The 19,053-nt window shown below is 69.8% G+C and carries 14 protein-coding genes and 2 tRNA genes; 6 read left to right on the top strand and 10 right to left on the bottom strand.

The annotated features are described in order from the left end of the window. The first annotated feature begins 64 nt into the window (after positions 1 to 64). From ACWENQ_RS08890 to ACWENQ_RS08880, 3 genes are all read left to right on the top strand, one after another. Positions 65 to 940 carry a metalloregulator ArsR/SmtB family transcription factor gene (locus tag ACWENQ_RS08890; RefSeq protein ID WP_452413444.1) on the top strand — a complete coding sequence of 292 codons (876 nt, stop codon included), beginning with the start codon at positions 65 to 67 and terminating at the stop codon, positions 938 to 940. Continuing rightward, on the top strand, positions 937 to 1,536 hold the full coding sequence (locus ACWENQ_RS08885) for a dihydrofolate reductase family protein (protein ID WP_452413442.1): 600 nt from the start codon (positions 937 to 939) through the stop codon (positions 1,534 to 1,536). The genes ACWENQ_RS08890 and ACWENQ_RS08885 overlap by 4 nt, the downstream gene beginning before the upstream one ends. 447 nt (positions 1,537 to 1,983) lie before the next feature. Continuing rightward, the gene (locus ACWENQ_RS08880; RefSeq protein ID WP_452413440.1) at positions 1,984 to 2,409 is read left to right on the top strand and encodes a hypothetical protein; all 426 of its coding nucleotides are present in this window, start codon (positions 1,984 to 1,986) and stop codon (positions 2,407 to 2,409) included. 411 nt (positions 2,410 to 2,820) lie between these two features. Here ACWENQ_RS08880 and ACWENQ_RS08875 read toward each other — a convergent pair. From ACWENQ_RS08875 to topA, 6 genes are all read right to left on the bottom strand, one after another. Next, a tRNA-Thr gene (locus ACWENQ_RS08875) sits at positions 2,821 to 2,897 on the bottom strand. 57 nt (positions 2,898 to 2,954) lie between these two features. Next, complete coding sequence (locus ACWENQ_RS08870) at positions 2,955 to 4,421, bottom strand: alpha/beta hydrolase (RefSeq protein ID WP_452413438.1); 1,467 nt, start codon at positions 4,419 to 4,421, stop codon at positions 2,955 to 2,957. 121 nt (positions 4,422 to 4,542) lie between these two features. Beyond that, the gene (locus ACWENQ_RS08865) at positions 4,543 to 5,367 is read right to left on the bottom strand and encodes a PSP1 domain-containing protein (RefSeq protein WP_354909524.1); all 825 of its coding nucleotides are present in this window, start codon (positions 5,365 to 5,367) and stop codon (positions 4,543 to 4,545) included. Positions 5,368 to 5,481: 114 nt separating this feature from the next. Beyond that, entirely contained in the window at positions 5,482 to 6,657 is a 1,176-nt protein-coding gene (locus ACWENQ_RS08860) for a DNA polymerase III subunit delta' (protein WP_452413437.1), read from the bottom strand. Positions 6,658 to 6,667: 10 nt separating this feature from the next. Further along, positions 6,668 to 8,551, bottom strand: a complete 1,884-nt coding sequence (gene tmk, locus ACWENQ_RS08855) for a dTMP kinase (RefSeq protein ID WP_452413435.1) — start codon at positions 8,549 to 8,551, stop codon at positions 6,668 to 6,670. A 318-nt stretch (positions 8,552 to 8,869) separates the two neighbouring features. Next, on the bottom strand, positions 8,870 to 11,530 hold the full coding sequence (topA, locus tag ACWENQ_RS08850; protein WP_449922079.1) for a type I DNA topoisomerase: 2,661 nt from the start codon (positions 11,528 to 11,530) through the stop codon (positions 8,870 to 8,872). A 177-nt stretch (positions 11,531 to 11,707) separates the two neighbouring features. Between topA and ACWENQ_RS08845 the strand changes: the two genes are divergently transcribed. Beyond that, positions 11,708 to 11,893, top strand: coding sequence for a DUF5703 family protein (locus ACWENQ_RS08845; protein WP_354909235.1), 186 nt, complete (start codon positions 11,708 to 11,710; stop codon positions 11,891 to 11,893). Positions 11,894 to 12,085: 192 nt separating this feature from the next. Here the strand turns inward: ACWENQ_RS08845 and ACWENQ_RS08840 are convergent, their stop codons facing one another. The 3 genes from ACWENQ_RS08840 to ACWENQ_RS08830 form a co-directional block, all read right to left on the bottom strand. Next, complete coding sequence (locus ACWENQ_RS08840; RefSeq protein WP_452413433.1) at positions 12,086 to 14,071, bottom strand: chaplin family protein; 1,986 nt, start codon at positions 14,069 to 14,071, stop codon at positions 12,086 to 12,088. A 182-nt stretch (positions 14,072 to 14,253) separates the two neighbouring features. Beyond that, positions 14,254 to 14,970 carry a hypothetical protein gene (locus ACWENQ_RS08835; protein WP_452413803.1) on the bottom strand — a complete coding sequence of 239 codons (717 nt, stop codon included), beginning with the start codon at positions 14,968 to 14,970 and terminating at the stop codon, positions 14,254 to 14,256. Between the two features lie 115 nt (positions 14,971 to 15,085). After that, the gene (locus ACWENQ_RS08830; protein ID WP_452413432.1) at positions 15,086 to 16,363 is read right to left on the bottom strand and encodes a M20/M25/M40 family metallo-hydrolase; all 1,278 of its coding nucleotides are present in this window, start codon (positions 16,361 to 16,363) and stop codon (positions 15,086 to 15,088) included. Between the two features lie 108 nt (positions 16,364 to 16,471). On the opposite strand from ACWENQ_RS08830, the gene ACWENQ_RS08825 reads away from it, so the two are divergent. Next, a tRNA-Leu gene (locus tag ACWENQ_RS08825) sits at positions 16,472 to 16,560 on the top strand. 416 nt (positions 16,561 to 16,976) lie between these two features. Here ACWENQ_RS08825 and ACWENQ_RS08820 read toward each other — a convergent pair. Beyond that, complete coding sequence (locus ACWENQ_RS08820; RefSeq protein ID WP_452413431.1) at positions 16,977 to 17,669, bottom strand: CAP family protein; 693 nt, start codon at positions 17,667 to 17,669, stop codon at positions 16,977 to 16,979. A 185-nt stretch (positions 17,670 to 17,854) separates the two neighbouring features. Here ACWENQ_RS08820 and ACWENQ_RS08815 point away from each other — a divergent pair, with 185 nt between their 5' ends. Further along, positions 17,855 to 18,865 (top strand): polysaccharide deacetylase family protein, encoded by a 1,011-nt coding sequence (locus ACWENQ_RS08815; RefSeq protein WP_452413429.1) that lies wholly within the window; start codon positions 17,855 to 17,857, stop codon positions 18,863 to 18,865. Positions 18,866 to 19,053: the final 188 nt, after the last annotated feature.

Here is a 19,053-nt window from a genome sequence, read left to right as displayed (position 1 = left end):
CTTCCGAGCCCACCCCCGAAATATTCCTTGACACGAATATTCTCCATGGAGAATACTTCTCGGCATGGACGCACTCCTCGCCGCTCTGGCCGACCCAGCCCGCTGGCGGCTCGTGAGCCTGCTGGCCGAGCGGCCCCGGCCGGTCGGAGTCCTCGCCCAGCTCGCAGAGGCACGCCAGCCGCAGACGACCAAGCACCTGCAGGCTCTGGAGCGTGTCGGCGTCGTCACCTCCCAGCGCTCCGGTCAGCGCCGCATCTACGCGCTCCGAACCGAGCCCCTACGGGAGCTGGCGGCTACGCTCACCCGACTGGCCAACGCCGCGGACCAGGCCGGCGGCCCGCGCGAGACATACGACCGCTACGGTCTCGGCCTCCACACAGAGCGGCTCGCCGCCAAAGAACCGGGGTGGGCCGACGGCCGCTCGTTCACCTTCCACCGGCCGCTGGACGGGCGCCCGCAGGAGGTCTGGCGCCACCTGACCGAGGCCTCCCTGCTCGCCCACTGGTGGACACCGGACGACCTGCGCGTCTCCGAACTCGTCTTCGAGGCGCGACCGGGCGGGCGGATCATCCATGAGTACCGCGACGCCGACGACGCCGACGGCTCCGACCTGGTCGCCGGACGCGCACACGGAGTCGTCGAGGACGTACGCCCCGGGGAGCACCTCGCCTACCGGCTCTCCCCGCTGCTTCCCGACGGCAGCCCGGCCTTCACCGCCCACCTCGACCTCGACCTCCGACCCACCGGCACCGGTACGGACCTCGACGTCCGCTTCAGCATCACCGACAGCACCGTCGAGTCCGCGGACTTCATCGCAGGCATCGAGATCGGCTTCGGCCAGAGCCTCGACAAGCTCATGGCGACCCTCGCCGCGGACTCCAGCAGCACCGACACCACCGGCGACGCCGGAAATGACATCACCATGAGGAGCCCGAAATGACCAGCTCGACTGGCCGCAAGGTAACCGCGAACCTGAGCCTCACCCTTGACGGTCGTTACAACGGCCCCGGCGGGCCCAACGACTTCGGGCCGTTCGCCCCGTATGTGACCACCGACGTCGCGCGCGACCACATGACCCGCATCTGGGAGAACGCCACGACGGCGCTGCTCGGCCGACTCAACGCCGAGGGATTCATGGGTTACTGGCCGTCGGTCGCCGACGACGACAACGCCGACCCGCGTGATCGCGGATACGCCACATGGCTGGTCGACACCGAAAAGGTGGTCTTGTCGACCACCCTGGCCCAAGCACCGTGGGACCGCACCCGCGTGGTGAACGCACCCGCCGCCGACGTCGTCGCCGACCTCAAGGCCACCGGCGAGGGCGACATTCTCGTCAACAGCAGCGCGAGCATCATCAAGCCGCTGCTGTCGGCGGACCTGCTCGACCGGCTCTACCTCATGATCTTCCCCGAGATCGCCGGAGGTGGGCAGCGACTGTTCGACGACGGCCTGCCGGCCACCAAGTGGACGCTCACCCACCAGGAGACCGGCGAGCTGGGCGAGATGGCCATGGTCTACGACCGAGTCCGCTGAACGGGCACAGCTTGAAGTGCACTGGTGGCAGCTCCTACTCCTCGGCGGCGCCCGGTGTCGAGCGTCAGATGATCGAGAAGAGGCAAGCGTCATCGGCCCTGCTGAGGGCCGCTGTGGCATAGGACCGTCGCCACGGGTTTGAGGGGATTCACAGGCTCATCACCGCGGCCCTCGATGCAGGGCTATTTCCTGATGCCGATCTCGACGCCCCCGTCCCAGCGGGGCCGACGCCACTGCACGCGAGCCGTCAAGCGGCGATCCGATCGCAGGCCATGCACCCGCCGGGCCGAGAGGTGACAACCCTTACGAGGGCTGTCTACCCAGGATCTCTCAATGAGCGATCGCCCAGCCCGAGACGCGGGAGCCGAAGTCGGCGATCGTCACGGCCTCAACCCGCTTCGAAGGGAAGCCCCGCGTCGACTCCGCGCACTTCCTGCTCGCTACTCCATGCACACCTTCGACCTGGGGGTTTCTGTGGGCACATGGGCCGCTTACCTCGCATGTCAGGCACCGAGCGACGCCGCGAAGATCCTCCCTGCTGGTAATACCTGGGGTCCGGATCCATGGGAGGAAGTGGTTGCCCCGGGATGGTCGGTCGCTGAGACCGAGATTCTGGCGGCCGAGGATCATGAAGCTGTCTTGGCGCAGACGAACGGGCGCGCGCTGTTGGCTTTCGTATTGGACAGCGATTTGGCGCACGTGATGGGGGCTGCCGATGGTGAGACTTGCTGGGAGCTGTATCTCAATGAGCACCATGCCGAGGCATACGACGTTGCACCACCCGAAGTCGCCTATGCCCAGGACGCTGATCTTCACCAGCAGATAAGCGTCTGGATCGAGGCTGCTACAGGCCACGTTGTGTCACCAGAGTAAGTCTGCAAGGTCATCTCTACTCCCCGCACCTTTGCCGATGATGCCCTGCGCTCGCTGCTGTACGTCTTTGGCATCGTCACCGAGCACATGTCGTTCGGTGATGATCTCTCCGACCTATGGCGCTCGTGAGAGCCCCTACATGGGGCCAGGGCAACGATGCCCGCGAGGCCAGATGGAAATATCCGGTCTTGCATCGACATGGCGATCATGCACGAAGCGATTCAACTGCGCCAAGATCACGGCATCGTCAGGATTAGCTCGCCGTATCCGAAACGAACGTGTCGTCATGGAGGGAAACGATGTCCCATGACCGACCCCGAAGACGGAGGGGGTTCAGTCCCCGACCGGAACTCGTAGTCACTCACTTAGACACGCAGAAGCCCTCCGCGATCCCGCGGAGGGCTTCTGAGCTGGAGCCGCCTTCGGGATTCGAACCCGAGACCCCTTCATTACGAGTGAAGTGCTCTGGCCGACTGAGCTAAGGCGGCGTGCCATACAACGTCATGAAGTCTACAGGAGCCCGCGGAGTCCTCGCGCCTTCCTTTTCACTCGATCGCGGGGCATCTCGTGTCCTCGCGCGGCGCCCGGCCGGTCAGCAGGTAGGCGTCGACCAGCCCGTCCACGCACGTCGACCCGTTCAGGTAGGCGGTGTGCCCGTCGCCGTCGAAGCTCACGAGCACGCCGGACTCGAGCTGCCCGGCCAACGCCCTGGCCCAGCCGTACGGCGTGGCGGGGTCGCGGGTGGTGCCCACCACGAGGATCGGCGGCGCGCCCGACGCCCGCAGCGGCCGGGCCGGCGTGGTCGGCGGAGCCAGCCAGAAGGCGCAGGGCAGCGAGCTCCACATGATGAACGCCCCGAAGCCTGGCACCTTCCGCTCCGCCTCCTCCGCCGCCTTCGCGAACCCGGCGGTCGTGCGGGGGTAGGGGCTGTCGACGCAGTTGACGGCCATGTTGGCCTCGGTCTGGTTGGTGTACGTGCCGTCCTCCGCGCGTCCGACGAGTCGGTCGGCGCTCCGCAGCAGCAGGTCGCCGTCGCCGTTGGCCGCCGCGTGGAGTGCGTCGGACAGCAGCGGCCACGACCGCCGGTCATACAGCGGGGTCAGCGCGCCGAGCGTGGCCAGCGCCTCGGTGACCTGGCGCCCGCCACCTCGCAGGGGCCTGCGGTCCGTACGGCGAAGCACCTCCGCGAGCTCGGCGACGGCACCGTCGACCGTACGGCTCCGCAGAAGGCAGTCGGGAGCGGCGACGCAGTCTTCGGCGTAGGCCCTGAAGGCGTCGGAGAAGCCCTTGGCCTGCCCTTCGTTCAGCCGCACCCGGGTGAGGGCGGGGTCGATGCCTCCGTCGAGCACGAGCGCCCGCACGCGACGGGGGAACAGGTCGGCGTAGTGGGCCCCTAAGGACGTCCCGTACGACTTGCCGAGATAGGTCAGCCGGTCGTCGCCGAGCGCGGCGCGCAGGATGTCGAGGTCGCGGGCGGCGTTCGTGGTGCCGAGGTGCGGGAGCAGGCGGGCCGAGGCGGCCTGGCAACCGCGGGCGAACTCCCGGGAGCCCTTCTCGAGCGCGGCCACCTCGGCGGTGGTGTCGGGGGTGGCGTCGAGGGCGAGGAAGGCGTCCAGCCGTTCGTCGCTCAGGCAGTCGACCGGCGACGATTCGCCGACGCCGCGCGGGTCGAAGCCGACCACGTCGAACCTGGCCCGCACCTCGGGGCTGACGACCAGCCGGGCGGCTCTGCCGTACTCGATGCCCGAGCCTCCCGGGCCGCCGGGGTTGATGACGAGGGAGCCGAGGCGGTCGCCGGTGGCGGGCAGCCTGATCACGCTGATGGACAGCCGGTCGGCGCCCGGGCGGGCGTAGTCGAGCGGTACGGCGAGCTCGGCGCACTGGAACCCGTCGCCGCAGTCGCTCCAGGCAAGCTTCTGCCGGTAGAGGTCGGGAGACGGTGTGGTGGGCGCGCCGCACGCGGCGACCAGCAGGCTCACCCCGAGACCGATGACGAACCCGCGCCGCCCCACCCCACGTCACCTCCGCGATCCGACTCCGGCACGAACGCCGCCCGAGGCCGCCCTCCAGGAACGAGCCCGCGCCCTCAACCCACGCCGCCTCCGGCCGCTCCAGAGCCCGCGCCGGCAACCGTCAGTCGCCCTCGCCGTACGTCGAGTCGTACGCCTTGCGCGGACCGCACACGCTGGCCTTCGAGCACGAGCACCGCCGCCCGCCGTCGTTCAGCCGCACCACCACCGAGTCGGACGGCACGTTGTGCCCCACCACGGTCCCCGGCCCCTCGGGGGTGTCCACAGCGGCCCCGACCCGCGGCGTGGACGCCCGGAACTCCTGGTACAAGGGATGCTCGTACTTCAGGCAGCACATCAACCGGCCGCACGCCCCGGCGATGCGGAGCGGGTTGACCGGCAGGTCCTGGTCCTTGGCCATCCGCACCGACACGGGCTCGAAGTCCTTCAGGAACGTCGCGCAGCACAGGTCGCGCCCGCAGGGGCCGATCCCGCCCTGCAGCCTCGCCTCGTCACGCGGCCCGATCTGCCGCAGCTCGACCCTGGCCCGGAGATTGCGGGCCAGGTCGCGCACCAGCGCCCGGAAGTCGACCCGATGCGGGGCCGAGAAGTAGACCGTGTAGACGTTCTCCTTGTCGAGGTAGTCGACACCCACCACCTTCATCGGCAGCGCGTGGCGTTTGATGAGCCGCTTGGAGACGCTGCGGGCCTCCGCGCGCCGCCGTTTGTTGGTCTCGTCGCGCGTCAGGTGCTCCTCGCCCGCCAGACCCTGGCACACCGGCAGGCCGTCGATGTCCTCGCTGGAGTACTGCGGCGCCCACACGCATTCGGCGACCTCCGGCCCCGCGTCGGTGGGAACCAGCACCTTGTCTCCCACCTTGGGGCTGTGCCCACCCGGATCGAGGTAGTAGAGCCTCCCGTAGCGGGTGAAGCTCACGGCCATGATCATTCCCATGGGCTCGCGCTCGCCTCCTGACGGCCTCGGACATCCATACCGGCCTTCATTCCCACCCTACGAGAGGCAGCACCGCTCAGGGGGCGCGGCAAGCATCGAAGTCGGCGGTCAGGGGCGGCGCAGCCCCAGCATCATCGCCTCGACCGCGATCTGCGGGTTGACGTTCGCGGCCAGCCGTTCCCTGCACTGCATGATCGCGTCGATCCGCCGCAGGCTCTCCTCCGGCGTCGACGCTCTGGCCAGCGCGTCGAGGTGGAAGCGGTGGTCCTCGTTGGCCAGCTGTACCGGAGCGCCCAGCTGTACGGCCAGCACGTCACGGTAGTACGACACGAGCTCGAGCAGCGCCACGTCCAGGGAGTCGCGTTTCACCCTGGTGGCCCGCGACTTCTGCCGGTCCTCCAGCTCCTTCAGCGCCCCGGCGCCGCCCCGCACCAGCCCCCTGTTGAGGCCCTTGCCCGAGGACCCCTCACCGTAGAGCTTCCTGAGCTCGGCGGTCTCGCTCTCGTTGAGCGCGGTGGTCGCCGCGGCCGCCTCCTCCTCGGCGGTCTTCACCAGGCGCTCGGCGGCCGTGATGCAGTCGCCGACCCCGCTGAGCGAGCGTGGGATCGCCAGCACGGCCTCGCGGCGCTGCCGTACCCCATCGTCGAGAGCGAGCGCCCGCGCACGGGACAGGTCGCCCTGCGCGGCCCGCGCGGCGAAGGCGGCCATCTCCCACGGCACGTTCTCGCGGGTGGCCAGCACGTGGGCCACGGCCTCGCCCGAGGGGGTGACCAGGCCGACGACCCTGCACCTGGACCTGATCGTGATGATCATGTCGTCGGGGGCGGGCGAGCACAGCAGCCACACCGTCCGCGGCGGCGGCTCCTCGATGGCCTTGAGCAGCGCGTTGGCCGCCGACTCGGTGACCCTGTCGGCGTTCTCGAAGAGGATCACGCGCCAGCGGCCCTGGGTCGGGGCGCCGGCGGCCCGCAGGATGAGCTCGCGGGTCTGCTTGACGCTGTAGGACAGGCCCTCGGGCTTGACCGCCTCCAGGTCGGGGTGGGAGCCGATCATCACCTGATGGCACTGCTCGCAGTGGCCGCACCCACCCGACGGGCACAGCAGCGCGGCGGCGAAGGCGCGCGCCGCGTCTTCGCGGCCGGACCCGGACGGCCCGGTGAAGAGCCAGGCGTGCGTCATGCCCGCGCCGCGCCCGCCCCCCACCACCTCGGCGGCGGCGAGAGCGGCCCGCGAGAGAACGGCAGCAGCCTGCTCCTGGCCCACCAGGTCGTCGAAGACACTCACCGGGACAAGGTTAGTCGCGGATGGCGGGCATCGTGCCGGTGATGTCTTCGGACTCGCTCGGCACCGGGTCGGGCAGGATGTCGCGCACCCGGTCCTGGACGGTCCTGCTGATCTCGTCGAGCGGCAGCGTGCCGTCGACCACGAGGTAGCGTTCGGGCGCCGCCGCGGCGAGCTTGCGGAACTCCTTGCGCACCCGCTCGTGGAAGTCCAGCGGCTCCGACTCGATGCGGTCGGCCGCGCCGCCCAGCCGGGTCAGCCCGATCGACGGCGGGGTGTCGATCAGCACCGTCAGGCGCGGCACCAGCCCCTTGGTCGCCCAGGCGTTGACGTCGGCCACGTCGGCGGGGTCGAGCGACCGGCCCGCCCCCTGGTAGGCGAGCGAGGAGTCGACGTAACGGTCGGTGATCACCAACGCGCCTCGCTCCAGCGCGGGACCGATGACCTTCTCCACGTGTTCGGCGCGGTCGGCGGCGTAGAGCAGCGCCTCCGCCCTGGGCGACAGGCCCTTCTCCGCCGCGTCCAGCAGGATCGCGCGCAACCGCATACCTATCTTGGTCGAGCCGGGCTCTCTGGTCTGCACCACGTCGTACCCCTGGTCGCGCAGCCAGATCGCCAGCAGTCGCGACTGCGTGGTCTTGCCCGAACCCTCTCCGCCCTCGAAGGCGATGAACACCCCCGGCACTTCTTCCACATCCCCCGGTGTGTAGCGCTCGCCACGCAGCGCGGCGAGCAGGTCCTCCGAGAGTGACACACCCTTCCTGTCGTCCACCCGCCGCAACGCCAGGGCGCCGCCGACCATCACCAGGCCGCCCACGGCGAGCAGCGCCAGCACGGCACCTCCGGTGAGGCCCGCCGCGGGCGCGACCACGGCCGCCACCAGCAGCAGCGTCACCCTGGCGACCGGCTCCATGAAGGCGCCCCGCAGGACGTCCATGCCGACCCGCCAGGCGACGCCCGCGCACAGGCCGAGCGCCACCGTGAGCATGACCACCACGGACCGGTCACCGACGAGCGCGATCACCCCCAGCGCCGCACCCACCGCGACGACCGAGACCCCCAGCAGGCGCAGCCGCGACAGCTGTGTCAGAACCCGAGAACCGAAGAACAATCCGATCGCGACGCCCACGCCGAGCGCCCCGACCACCACCCCGTAGGCCACCGCGCCGGCCAGCACGCTGACACCGACGAGCGCGCCGCCCGCGGCCACCGTGGCCAGCAGCCCCGCGCGCACACCGCGCGCGCGCCGGTCGGCGCCCACGGCCCGCCAGCCTTCGCGCACCGAAGGCGTCGCGACGGCGCCGCCGCGCCTGGGCAGCCCGCGCAGCGTGAACACCAGCGTGGCCGACACCAGGTAGGCGAGCGCGCTCCCGGCCACCATCCACTGCCCCGCCGCGGTCAGCACGGTGAACAGCAGCGCGGCGACCGGCGCCGTGCCGTACGTCACGAGGACGCCGAGCCTGGTCGCCTCCTCCAGCCGCTCCGTGGGCACCAGCGCGGGCACCGCGGTGTCGCTCGCGGCCCCCCGGAACAGGGCCGCGCACTCGACGAGGAAGGCCGCGGCCACCACCCACGTGTAGCTGCCGGCCAGCGGCACCGACGCCACCAGCGCGAGCCTGGCCAGGTCGGCGACGAGCATCGTCATGCGCCGGTCGAGCCGGACGCCGATCGGGCCCGCCAGCGGGCCGAGCAGCAGCGCGGCCAGCAGCTTGGCGAGGAACACCCCGCCGACGGCCGTCGCCTGCGACTGGTAGCCGTTCGCCGCGGTGACCTGCGCGGCCAGCACGGTCAACGCGAGGAGGGTGAGCCAGTCGCCCAGGCTGCTCGCGGACATGGCCATCCACAGCCTGCGGAAAGATGAGATGTCCAGCACATGCGCCGGTCTGCGGACGGTCATGGTGTCAGGGTATCCAGGGGGGTTGAGGTCGGGAGTCTGATATGCCCGGCTGTTCGTGGCCTGAGGGTAATACCTGTGGACTCCCCGCGCAGGCAGGTTCGGCCGGGGAGATCGCGCGGTGTCGGCCCACGCGCGCCCCCGCTCCCCGCGGCCCCGTTCGCGCGCGCACCTGCACGCCCAGGCGGCACCCGCCCACTGACGGTGAACGACGGAACGACGAACCGGGCACGGCACGCGCCATGCCCGGCTGAAACCGCTCTGCTGACCGGCTGCCGGATCACCCCGTCAGCTTACGATCGGTGACCGACAATTCACCGGTCACGATTTGGCGGCAGGCTTCTTCCTCGTCGTCGTGGTCGTCTTCTTCTTGGCCGGAGCCTTCTTCGCCGCGGGCGCCCGCTCACGCCGCTCGGCCAGCAGCTCGGCGGCCCGCTCGATGGTGATGTCCTCGACCGTGTCGCCCTTGCGGAGCGAGGCGTTGGTCTCCCCGTCGGTGACGTAGGGCCCGAAACGCCCCTCCTTGACCACGACCGGCTTCTTGGAGTTGGGGTCCTCGCCCAGCTCGCGCAGCGGCGCGGCGGCAGCCGTACGGCGACCGCGCTGCTTGGGCTGCGCGAACAGCTCCTTGGCCTGCTCGATCGTGATCGTGAGCAGCTCCTCCTCCGAGCCGATCGACCGCGAGTCGGTGCCCTTCTTGATGTAGGGACCGAACTTGCCGTTCTGCGCGGTGACCTCCTCGTCGTCGATCACGCCGACCACGCGCGGGATCGACAGCAGCCTGAGCGCGTCCTCCAGCGTGACCGTGTCCAGCGACATCGACTTGAACAGCGAGCTCGTGCGCGGCTTGGGCGCGTCGGCCTTCCTGGTGCGCTTCTTGGCGTCGTCGTTGGCCTCGGGCAGGACCTCGGTCACGTACGGCCCGAAACGCCCGTCCTTGGCGACGATCATGTTGCCGGTCACCGGGTCCCTGCCCAGCTCGCGGTCGCCGGTCGGCCTGGCGAACAGCTCCTCGGCCTTCTCGGCGGTCAGCTCGTCGGGCGTCATGTCCTCGGGGATGTTGACGCGCACGCCCTCGCGGTCGAGGTAGGGGCCGTAGCGACCCACCCTGATCACGATGTCGCTGCCCTTGATCGGGAAGGAGCTGATCTCCTTGGCGTCGATCTCGCCGAGGTCGGTGACCATCTCCTTCAGGCCCTCGTCGCCCTCGTGGCCGAAGTAGAAGCGGCGCAGCTCGGGAACGCGCTCGGCCCGGTCGTTGGCGATGTCGTCGAGGACCTTCTCCATCTCGGCGGTGAAGTCGTAGTCGACGAGGTTGCCGAAGTGCTGCTCGAGCAGGTTCACCACGGCGAAGGCCAGGAAGGAGGGCACCAGCGCGGTGCCCTTCTTGAACACGTAGCCCCGGTCGAGGATCGTGCCGATGATCGACGCGTACGTCGAAGGACGGCCGATCTCCCGATCCTCCAGCTCCTTGACCAGCGACGCCTCGGTGTAGCGGGCCGGCGGCTTGGTGGAGTGACCCGACACGTCGAGCCTGGTCAGCCCGAGCGCGTCGCCCTCCGCCAGGTTCGGCAGCCGCTTCTCGGAGTCGTCACGGTCGGTCGACGGGTCGTCGGCGCTCTCGACGTAGGCCTTCAGGAAGCCGTGGAAGGTGATCGTCCGGCCCGTGGCGGTGAACTCCGCGCCGCCGCCCGCCACCTTCACCGTGACCGACTCGCCGACCGCGTCCTTCATCTGCGAGGCCACGGTCCGCTGCCAGATCAGCTCGTACAGGCGGAACATGTCACCGCTCAGCCCGGTCTCGCCGGGCGTGCGGAACTCCTCACCGGACGGGCGGATCGCCTCGTGCGCCTCCTGGGCGTTCTTCACCTTGCTGGCGTAGACGCGGGGCTTGTCGGGCACGTACGCCGAGCCGTACAGCTTGATGGCCTGCGACCTGGCGGCCGCGACCGCCGTCTCCGACAGCGTGATGCTGTCGGTACGCATGTAGGTGATGAAGCCGTTCTCGTACAGCCGCTGCGCCACCTGCATCGTGTACTTCGCGGAGAAGCCCAGCTTCCTGCTGGCCTCCTGCTGCAGCGTGGTCGTCCGGAACGGCGCGTACGGCTTGCGGGTGTACGGCTTGCGCTCCACCGACTCGACGGCGAACGACGCGGTGCGCAGCCGTCCGGCCAGCTCGGCGGCGGCCTGCTCGGACAGGTGGAGCACGCTGGCGTTCTTGAGCCGCCCGTCGGGCCCGAAGTCGCGGCCCTGCGCGACGCGCTTGCCGTCGACGCCGGTCAGCGTGGCGGTGAAGTCGCGCGGCGTCTCCTCCGGCTTGTTGGAGTCGAACAGCGCGGAAAGGTCCCAGTAGTGAGCGGCGGTGAACGCCATCCGGTCGCGCTCGCGCTCCACCACGAGCCGCGTCGCCACCGACTGCACGCGGCCCGCGGACAGGCGGGGCTTGACCTTCTTCCACAGCACCGGGCTGACCTCGTAGCCGTAGAGGCGGTCGAGGATGCGGCGCGTCTCCTGGGCGTCGACCAACCGCAGGTTGAGGTCGCGCGGATTGGCGACGGCCTCCCGGATCGCCTGGGGCGTGATCTCGTGGAACACCATGCGGTGCACGGGCACCTTCGGCTTGAGCACCTCGCGCAGGTGCCACGCGATGGCCTCGCCCTCGCGGTCCTCGTCAGTGGCGAGGTAGAGCTCGTCGGCGTCCTTCAGGAGCTGCTTGAGCTTGCTGACCTGAGCCTTCTTGTCGGGGTTGACGACGTACAGCGGCTCGAAACCGTGGTCGACGTTGACGCCGAGGCGTGCCCAGGCCTCCCCCTTGAACTTCTCGGGGATGTCGTCCGCCTTCTCCGGCAGGTCACGGATATGGCCGATGCTGGATTCGACGATGTATCCGCGCCCCAGGTAGCCCGCGATCGTCTTCGCCTTGGCCGGCGACTCGACGATCACCAGGCGATTTCCGCCGGCGCTGCCGTTGTTGGCTGGCACGCTGCTTCCTACCTCGCTGTTCGCTTGCGTATCCCCCTGCCGGGAGCGGGCACAGATCTGAAAGGTAACCCGTGCCGAGGGTTTTTCCTTCCCCGGGGGCCACCGTCTCACTCAAGGACGCAGAATAAGGCCGAGTGAGTGCCATCGCTCCCTAACTCACCCTGGAGACTAATCGCTGTGCTGGCCTACTCCTACATGGACGTCTATATCCCACGCGACACTTCGCGTGAAGCCGCACGTCAGCTGCTGACCGAACATGCTGAATACGGACAGTGGGAGCTCGCCAGAGTGCGGCTGCACCCCGATGGCAGCCGGCATGTGCGGCTCCGTCGCAAGGTTATCCGGGTCCGCAGCACGTTGTGACATGGCTTTGCCCGCCCTGGGGCCGCGCCCCCCAGAACGGGCAAAGCGTCTCGCCTTTGCCCGTTCCCGCTGGCACGGCCGGGCAAAGTGTCATGGGTCCCGCGAGGGGACGACGGACCTGTGCCCGCCCCCGGTTTGGAGCGGGCAGACGATCCTTTGGTGTTCACCCGCCGGACGCGGGTGGTGCGATGGCTACTTCTTGCCGAAACGAATACGGCGGGTCGTCGCGAACAGCGTGGCGGAGACGGCGAACATGGCGCCCATGACCAGCGCCAGCAGCGCGTTGGAGGTCATCCCGGTGACGCCGGCCGGCTGAGCGGCGCTCATCAGACCGAGGTCGCCGACGGGCAGGGACTTGGCGGCCGAGCCGACCGCCCCGCCCACCGGGGTGGAGGCGACCAGCGAGCCGGCCGGACCGAGAGCCGAGCCGGGGTTGGTGCCGGCGGGAGCGCCCTCGCCCTGCTGCAGAGCGGGCACGGTGGGTACGGCGGGCATGGCGGGCGTGGCGGGCTGCCCCGGCAGGCCGGGCAGACCAGGCAGCGCGGGCAGGCCGAGCGTGCCGGTGAGGTCACCGACCACCGGCAGAGCGGGCAGGCCCGAGCCGCTCATCTGCTGGGTGAGGTTGCCCACATCCTTCACACCGGCCATGGCGGGTACGGCAGGCATGGCGGGCAGCAGGCCGCCGGCCTTCGCGCCGGCCATCCTGCCGCTGGTGCGCGTCCAGCCGAAGGCGCTGGGGCCGTCGCCGACCGGCCGGCCCACCCTGGCGCCGCCGAGGCACCCCGCCGCGGCGTCACCCAGGACGGCGACCGCGTTGCCGCAGACGTTGACCGGAGCGGTGATCGGCGCGATCACCTGGTTGCCCGACAGCACGCCGGACCGGCCGGACGTGGTGTTGCCGCCGCCGCCGACGCCGTTGTGCGGGGAGACGGACGCGCCGCCCCTGCATTGGGCCTCGGACAGGCCCAGCGCCGCCACCGCGTTGCCGCAGGCGTTGATCGGCGCGGTGATCGGCGCGATCACCTGGTTGCCCGACAGCACGCCCGAGCGTCCGGAGGTGGTGTTGCCACCCGCGCCCCTGCCGCCGTTCTTCACCGACACGCCGCCCTTGCAACCGGCGAAGGCCTGGCCGAGAACGGCGACCGCGTTGCCGCAGACGTTGACCGGAGCGGTGATCGGCGCGATCACCTGGTTGCCCGACAGCACGCCCGAGCGCCCCGAGGTGGTGTTGCCACCGGCGCCGCTGCCCGCGGCGGTGTTCTCGACCGAGCTGCCGCCCTTGCAACCGGCGGCGGCGTTGCCGACCGCGTTGCCACAGGCGGTGATGGGCAGGCTGATCGGGGCGATCACCTGGTTGCCGCTGCCGGCGCTGAAGCGCCCGTCGGTGTCGTTGCCCGAGGAGCCAGGACGGCCCGGCGTCCTGTGGTAGCCGTGGCCCGGCTTGCCAGGGCGGTTGGTGACGCTCGACCCGCCCTTGCAGCCGGCGAACGCCTGGCCGAACACCGCCACCGCGTTGCCGCAGATGTTGATCGGGCCGCTGATCGGCGCGATCACCTGGTTGCCGCCGAGCACGGAACTCCGGCCCGAGGTGGTGTTGCCCCCCGCGCCGCCCTTGCCGACGTTCTTCACCGAGGCGCCGCCCTTGCAGCCCGCGGTGGCGTCGCCGAAGATGGCCAGCGCGTTGCCGCAGGCGTTGATCGGCGCGTTGATCGGCGCGGTGACCTGGTTGCCGCCCAGGATGCTGTTGTCGCCGGAGGTCCTGTTGCCCCCCGCGCCGCCCTTGCCGACGTTCTTGACGGAGGCGCCGCCCTTGCAGCCCGCCTGGGAACTGCCGAACAGCGACAGCGCGTTGCCGCAGGCGTTGATCGGGGCGTTGATCGGCGCGTTGACCTGGTTGCCGCCGAGGATGCTGCTGTTGCCCGACGTCCTGTTCGGGATGCCGGTGTTCCCGACGTTCTCGACCGACGCCCCGCCCTGGGAGGTCGCGGTCGAGTCGCCGGCCGCGGCGATCGAGTTGCCGCTGATGTCGACGGGAAGCGAGATCGGCAGGTTGACCTGGTTGCCACCACCGATGGAGGAGTCTCCGGAGGTGTCGGCGGCGGCGGTGCCGCCACCGAAGGACATGACCGCCACCGCGAGCAGAGCCGCGGGAGTCGAAGCCTTGGCCCACGTACGCATGATGAATGCTCCTAGTGGTTCTGGGGGGATTACCTGACAGTTCGCGGGCAGCCGAGGCCGAGCGAGGTCGTGACGACGACCGCGCACAGCGGAGACCTCGGGAAGGTCGCGAACCAGATCTGACCGGTGAAAGCACACGCTCCGCGGAGGGGACTCGGCCCACGCTCCGGCTTCGAGCGGAATCAGTCAGGTGAGAACGAAGGGTCGTCCGCCGCTGTGCGGAAGACCGGGGGCAGCACGCACGCCAGCGGGGCGCGCTGAGCCGTCTCGCGCGGGTCGACACAGGACCGCGCGAGGTCCCCCATGCCCGGCCCGAACGGGCCGTTGCCACCGCTGTTGGGGGCCAAACCCTTGGCGCCCATGCTCTTGCCCGCGGTGGAAGGTGCGGGGAAGCCGGGCTTCGACTGGCTGGTCAGCCCGTCGACTTCAGCTCCGGCCATGGCCTCGGCGGTGTCCATCACCAAGGCGGTGCCGCCTGCCGTGGGGAATCCGGCGACGGCCTGAGGGATGTCGGCTCCTGTCGCCGCGGTGGTCTCCGCGGCAGCCGGAGTGGTCTGCGCTGCCGACGTGACATCCGCGGCAGCCGGAGTGGTCCCTGCGGCCGCCGACGTGACATCCGCGACAGCCGGAGTGGTCTGCGCTGCCGACGTGACATCCGCGGCAGCCGGAGTGGTCTCCGCGGCCGCCGGAGTGGCGGTGAGCAGACCGAAGAGCGTGGCGAGCAGCCAACCGGCGGCCAGCAGGCCGCCCACCGTCAGCGCTCGTGCGATGACCGAGCAGGCGCCGGCCGCGAACCGCGCCATCCGGGCGGCCCGATCGGTGGTCACGCGCTCCTCTGAAACAGTCACGGGCACGCGCCGAGCAGGGAGGGCATACGCCCTCCACTGCCGCACCGGCATGCGTGCCACGTGACCTCCCGAGCCAGAAACCGACCTCATCTGTGAGGCCGGTCCGTGGACTCACCCCTCAACGGTCCGTAACCGTAGCAGCACCCAAGGTGGTCGCAAGGGCTTTTCAGCAGAGTCCCAGGAATCGGTCAAGCACCCGCACCCCGAACTGGAGCGAATCGACCGGCACCCGCTCGTCCACCCCATGGAACATCCCGGAGAAGTCCAGGTCCGCCGGAAGGCGCAGCGGCGCGAAGCCGTACCCGGAGATGCCGAGCCGGCTGAAGGCCTTCAGGTCCGTGCCTCCCGACAGCGCGTACGGCACGGCCTTCGCGGCCGGGTCCTCCGCGACCAGCGCCTCGGCCATCGCCGACACCAGTCGTCCCTCGAACGGGAACTCCAGCGCCACCTGGTGCTGCACGAACTCCCTCGACACGTTCGGCCCCAGCAGCTCGTCGATCGTGGCGAAGAACTCCTCCTCGAACCCGGGCAGGAACCGCCCGTCCACCACCGCCTCCGCGCTCTGCGGGATCACGTTGGCCTTGTAGCCGCCCTGGAACATCGTCGGGTTGGCGGTGTTACGGAGCACCGCGCCGATCATGCGCGCCATCGGGCCCAGCTTGTCGACGTCCTCCGGGCCGATCTCCAGCTCCTCCAGCAGCCGCTTCACGGTCGGCGTCAGCCGTACCGGCCACTCGTGGCGGCCGATGCGCGCCACGGCGTCGGCGAGCTCGGTGACGGCGTTGTCGCCGTTGAGCATCGAACCGTGACCCGCGCGGCCCTTGGCCGTCAGCCGCATCCAGGCCATGCCCTTCTCGGCGGCCTCGATGAGATACAGGCGCCGGTCGTCGCCCAGCGACACGCTGAACCCGCCGACCTCGCCGATCGCCTCCGTGACGCCCTCGAACAGCCCCGGATGGTTGTCCACCAGCCAGTTGGCGCCGTAGGCGCCACCCGCCTCCTCGTCGGCGGTGAACATCAGCACCACGTCACGCGGCGGCCTGCGCCCCTCCCGCACCCGCTGCCTGGCCACGGCCAGGATCATCGCGTCCATGTTCTTCATGTCGACGGCGCCCCTGCCCCAGACGCACCCGTCGTCGATCTCCCCCGACAGCGGGTGGTGCCGCCAGTCGCCCGCGTCGAACGGCACGACGTCCAGATGCCCGTGGAGCAGCAGCGCGCCCCTGCCCGGGTCCTCCCCCTCGATCCGGGCGACCACGTTGGCCCTGCGGTCGTCGCTCTCGAGGATCAGCGCCTCCAGGCCCACCTCGGCGAGCTTCTCGGCCACGTACTCCGCGGCCTTCCTCTCACCCGGACCGGCGTTGTCGCCGGCGTTCCTCGAATCGATGCGGATCAGGTCGCGGCAGAGGTCGGCGACCTCGTCCTCGCCGGTGCGCGCGGTCATGCGGACTCCTTCGATCAGGTCTCGAGGAAACACGGTATGACGCACCCCGCAGAGTTTGCTAACCTTACTGAGCCGACGCGGGATGACGGTCCCGCGTGCAGGCACCAAGTCCGGGTGGCGGAATAGGCAGACGCGCTAGCTTGAGGTGCTAGTGCCCTTTGCGGGGCATGGGGGTTCAAGTCCCCCCTCGGACACCACGAAGGCCCTGAGAATGTGCGAGTCACAGGCTCAGGGCAGCTTCATTTCCGCCTCCGGAACGAGCCGTGACACTCCGCTGATACTTGTGGGGCCGAGCACGACGATCACGCACTCGCGACCAGGGCCGCGAACCAGTCGGCGGCCTCACGTTTGATCGCCGGGTGTCCCCGCCCCCTTGATCCCGAGAGTTCAAGTCCCGCGCCGGCTTCCGATGCTGCGGTGCTGGTTGAGCTCCGGTCGCTCTCGGCGAGCCGACGCTTGAGCGCGGCCGGACTACGACCTCGCGGCCTGACCAACGCGGAGAAGCGCAGCGCCCCCATCCTCTCGCCGATGGACGGGGGTGCTCTCGTTCGTACGCAGCGGCGCCAGGCGGTCGGCAGGCGGGGAGCGGCGGGCCGTTCGTGGACCGGACGGGTTACCTGACAGGCCGAGGGACGTTGTCCCTGAAGTGGGCCCCGTCGTTCCCGAGGAGGTTGCCGGGCGGGTTGTAGAGGCACACGACGTACGTGTCGAACCGGCCGGATGCCTGCCTGGTGGCATGCGCGCAGCCCAGCTGGGTTGAGGACTTCCACACCACCTGCGTGAACCAGCCGGTGTCGAAGGAGTACCCGGGCTTGTTGAAGTCGTAGTGCCTGATCCCGTCGTACCAGCCCTTCACGGTGTCAGCGCACGAGGTCACCGTGCCGGAGTTGGCGGTCGAGAAGAAGGACAGCGCCTCCCCGCGGCCGTTCTTGAAAGGTGAGCTGTGGTCGATGGCTCCCTTGTCGGCATAGTAGGCCGCGGATTTCTTGGCCGCTTCCAGGCCCTCCGGCTCAGTCCACATCGCGGGTACCCCGTGCCGCGCGCGATAGGTGTTGTGCGCCTTGAGGCAGTCCTGCTGGTAGGCGTCATCCGCGGTCAGCCGTGAGGAAGAGCGGACCTTCGCCGATTCAGCGAGGCCGCTCCCGGGGAGAGAGGCGACGGCTTCCCGCGACAGCGGTTGCGGGCCGTGGGCCTGGCTCTGCGTCGACGCCGAGAGCGGCGGTGTGGCGCTCGCGGGGGTGACGCCGAGGGCGAGAGGGAGTGTCAGTGCCACGGCGGCCGGCAGTGCCCGCGGGGGGAGGGACATGAGAGGACTCCGATCGAAACCTGTCGCGCTATGTGATCCTTCAGACGCGGACGGTAGCCGAGCGTGATCGGACGGTCACACTAGCCGGTCGGTGACATGCGCCTTTCCCATCGAAGGCGATCTTTGCCGGCGCGGCCGGACCGGCGTCCCGACAAGGTAGGTGAAAGGATCTTGCACTGCCCCGAATGGAGCAAAGGCGCGAAATCCGCGTGCACCGGGCGATCTCGAACAGCCATGCTTTGCCCATGCATGGGCATCCCACGGAGCCGATCCTCTCCAGCGAACTGCTGGGCTTTCCCCCTGATGCTCGCGTGCTCATCGTCAACTGCGACGACCTGGGTATGAACGAGGCCATCAACATCGCGGTGATCGACTCGATCGACAGGGGAATCGCCAGTTCCTGCAGCCTGATGGTCCCGTGCCCGGCCGCGCGGCATGCCATGGTCCAGCTCCGCCGGCGACCGGAGATCCCCTTCGGCATCCACCTCACCCTGGTCTGTGATGCAGCCACCTACCGGTGGGGACCGTTGACCGCACCGGAGAAGGCGCGCTCGCTCGTCGACGATCAGGGCCGGCTGTTCGTCGCCACACCCGACGGACGTGCCGCGCTGCTCGCCCGTGCCCGCCTCGACGAGGTCGAACGCGAGTTCCGGGCACAGATCGACACCGTCCTGGACGCCGGGCTCGCGCCAACGCATCTGGACTTCCACTGCCTGGCCGACGGAGGGCGTGACGACATTCTCGACATGACCGTGATGCTGGCCGCCGAGTACGGCCTGGCCGTTCGGGTATGGCTGGAATCGGGGCGGCGCAGGATGCGCGAACAGGGTCTGCCGGTCATCGACAACCCCTTCCTCGACAGCTTCTCCCTTCCCCTGGAGGACAAGACGGCTCGCTACACACGCCTGTTGTGCGAGTTGCCGGCCGGGCTCAGTGAATGGGCGGTGCATCCGAGCCTCGGCACCCCACCGACCCGGGCGATCGACCCTGGGTGGCGCGTACGCCGAACCGATCACGAATTCCTCACCTCGCCCGCCACCCGCGATCTCTTCCGCCAACAGAACATCACCGTCATCGACTACCGGATGATCCAGGAGGCCTGGTCCCGTCGCGGGCCTTCTGCCCCAGAAGTGCGGGAAACGAGCGAAGCCGCTTCGGGCAGCGATCAGGACGCCGCAGGGAGAACCCGCTCATGAACGCCCCATTTCCAAGCAACGATCACGTGGGTGGAGCCTTGGCAGCCCGAGTGTCCCCTCGGACGCGAACCGCCGGCCCTGAGGTTCTGGTCGGGTGAACGTCATGGCCAAGACTTCGTGCTTGTCGGAGCGACAGATCTGGCGCGTGCCCGGTTCGCCGTGAACTTTCGCCTTGCGCGAGGGCAGCT

It is taken from the genome of Nonomuraea sp. NPDC004354 (genome assembly GCF_053602555.1).
The sequence above is the reverse complement of the archived record's forward strand: the minus strand, read 5'-3'. Positions and strand labels throughout refer to the sequence as shown.

Bases quoted from the DNA above. Each gene is read 5' to 3' on its own strand.
- ACWENQ_RS08835 (WP_452413803.1), bottom strand. From the start codon at position 14,970: ATGCCGGTGCGGCAGTGGAGGGCGTATGCCCTCCCTGCTCGGCGCGTG.
- ACWENQ_RS08865 (WP_354909524.1), bottom strand. From the start codon at position 5,367: ATGATCATGGCCGTGAGCTTCACCCGCTACGGGAGGCTCTACTACCTC.
- ACWENQ_RS08880 (WP_452413440.1), top strand. From the start codon at position 1,984: ATGCACACCTTCGACCTGGGGGTTTCTGTGGGCACATGGGCCGCTTAC.
- ACWENQ_RS08885 (WP_452413442.1), top strand. From the start codon at position 937: ATGACCAGCTCGACTGGCCGCAAGGTAACCGCGAACCTGAGCCTCACC.
- tmk (WP_452413435.1), bottom strand. From the start codon at position 8,551: ATGACCGTCCGCAGACCGGCGCATGTGCTGGACATCTCATCTTTCCGC.
- ACWENQ_RS08830 (WP_452413432.1), bottom strand. From the start codon at position 16,363: ATGACCGCGCGCACCGGCGAGGACGAGGTCGCCGACCTCTGCCGCGAC.
- ACWENQ_RS08840 (WP_452413433.1), bottom strand. From the start codon at position 14,071: ATGCGTACGTGGGCCAAGGCTTCGACTCCCGCGGCTCTGCTCGCGGTG.
- ACWENQ_RS08815 (WP_452413429.1), top strand. From the start codon at position 17,855: ATGGAGCAAAGGCGCGAAATCCGCGTGCACCGGGCGATCTCGAACAGC.
- ACWENQ_RS08820 (WP_452413431.1), bottom strand. From the start codon at position 17,669: ATGTCCCTCCCCCCGCGGGCACTGCCGGCCGCCGTGGCACTGACACTC.
- ACWENQ_RS08890 (WP_452413444.1), top strand. From the start codon at position 65: ATGGACGCACTCCTCGCCGCTCTGGCCGACCCAGCCCGCTGGCGGCTC.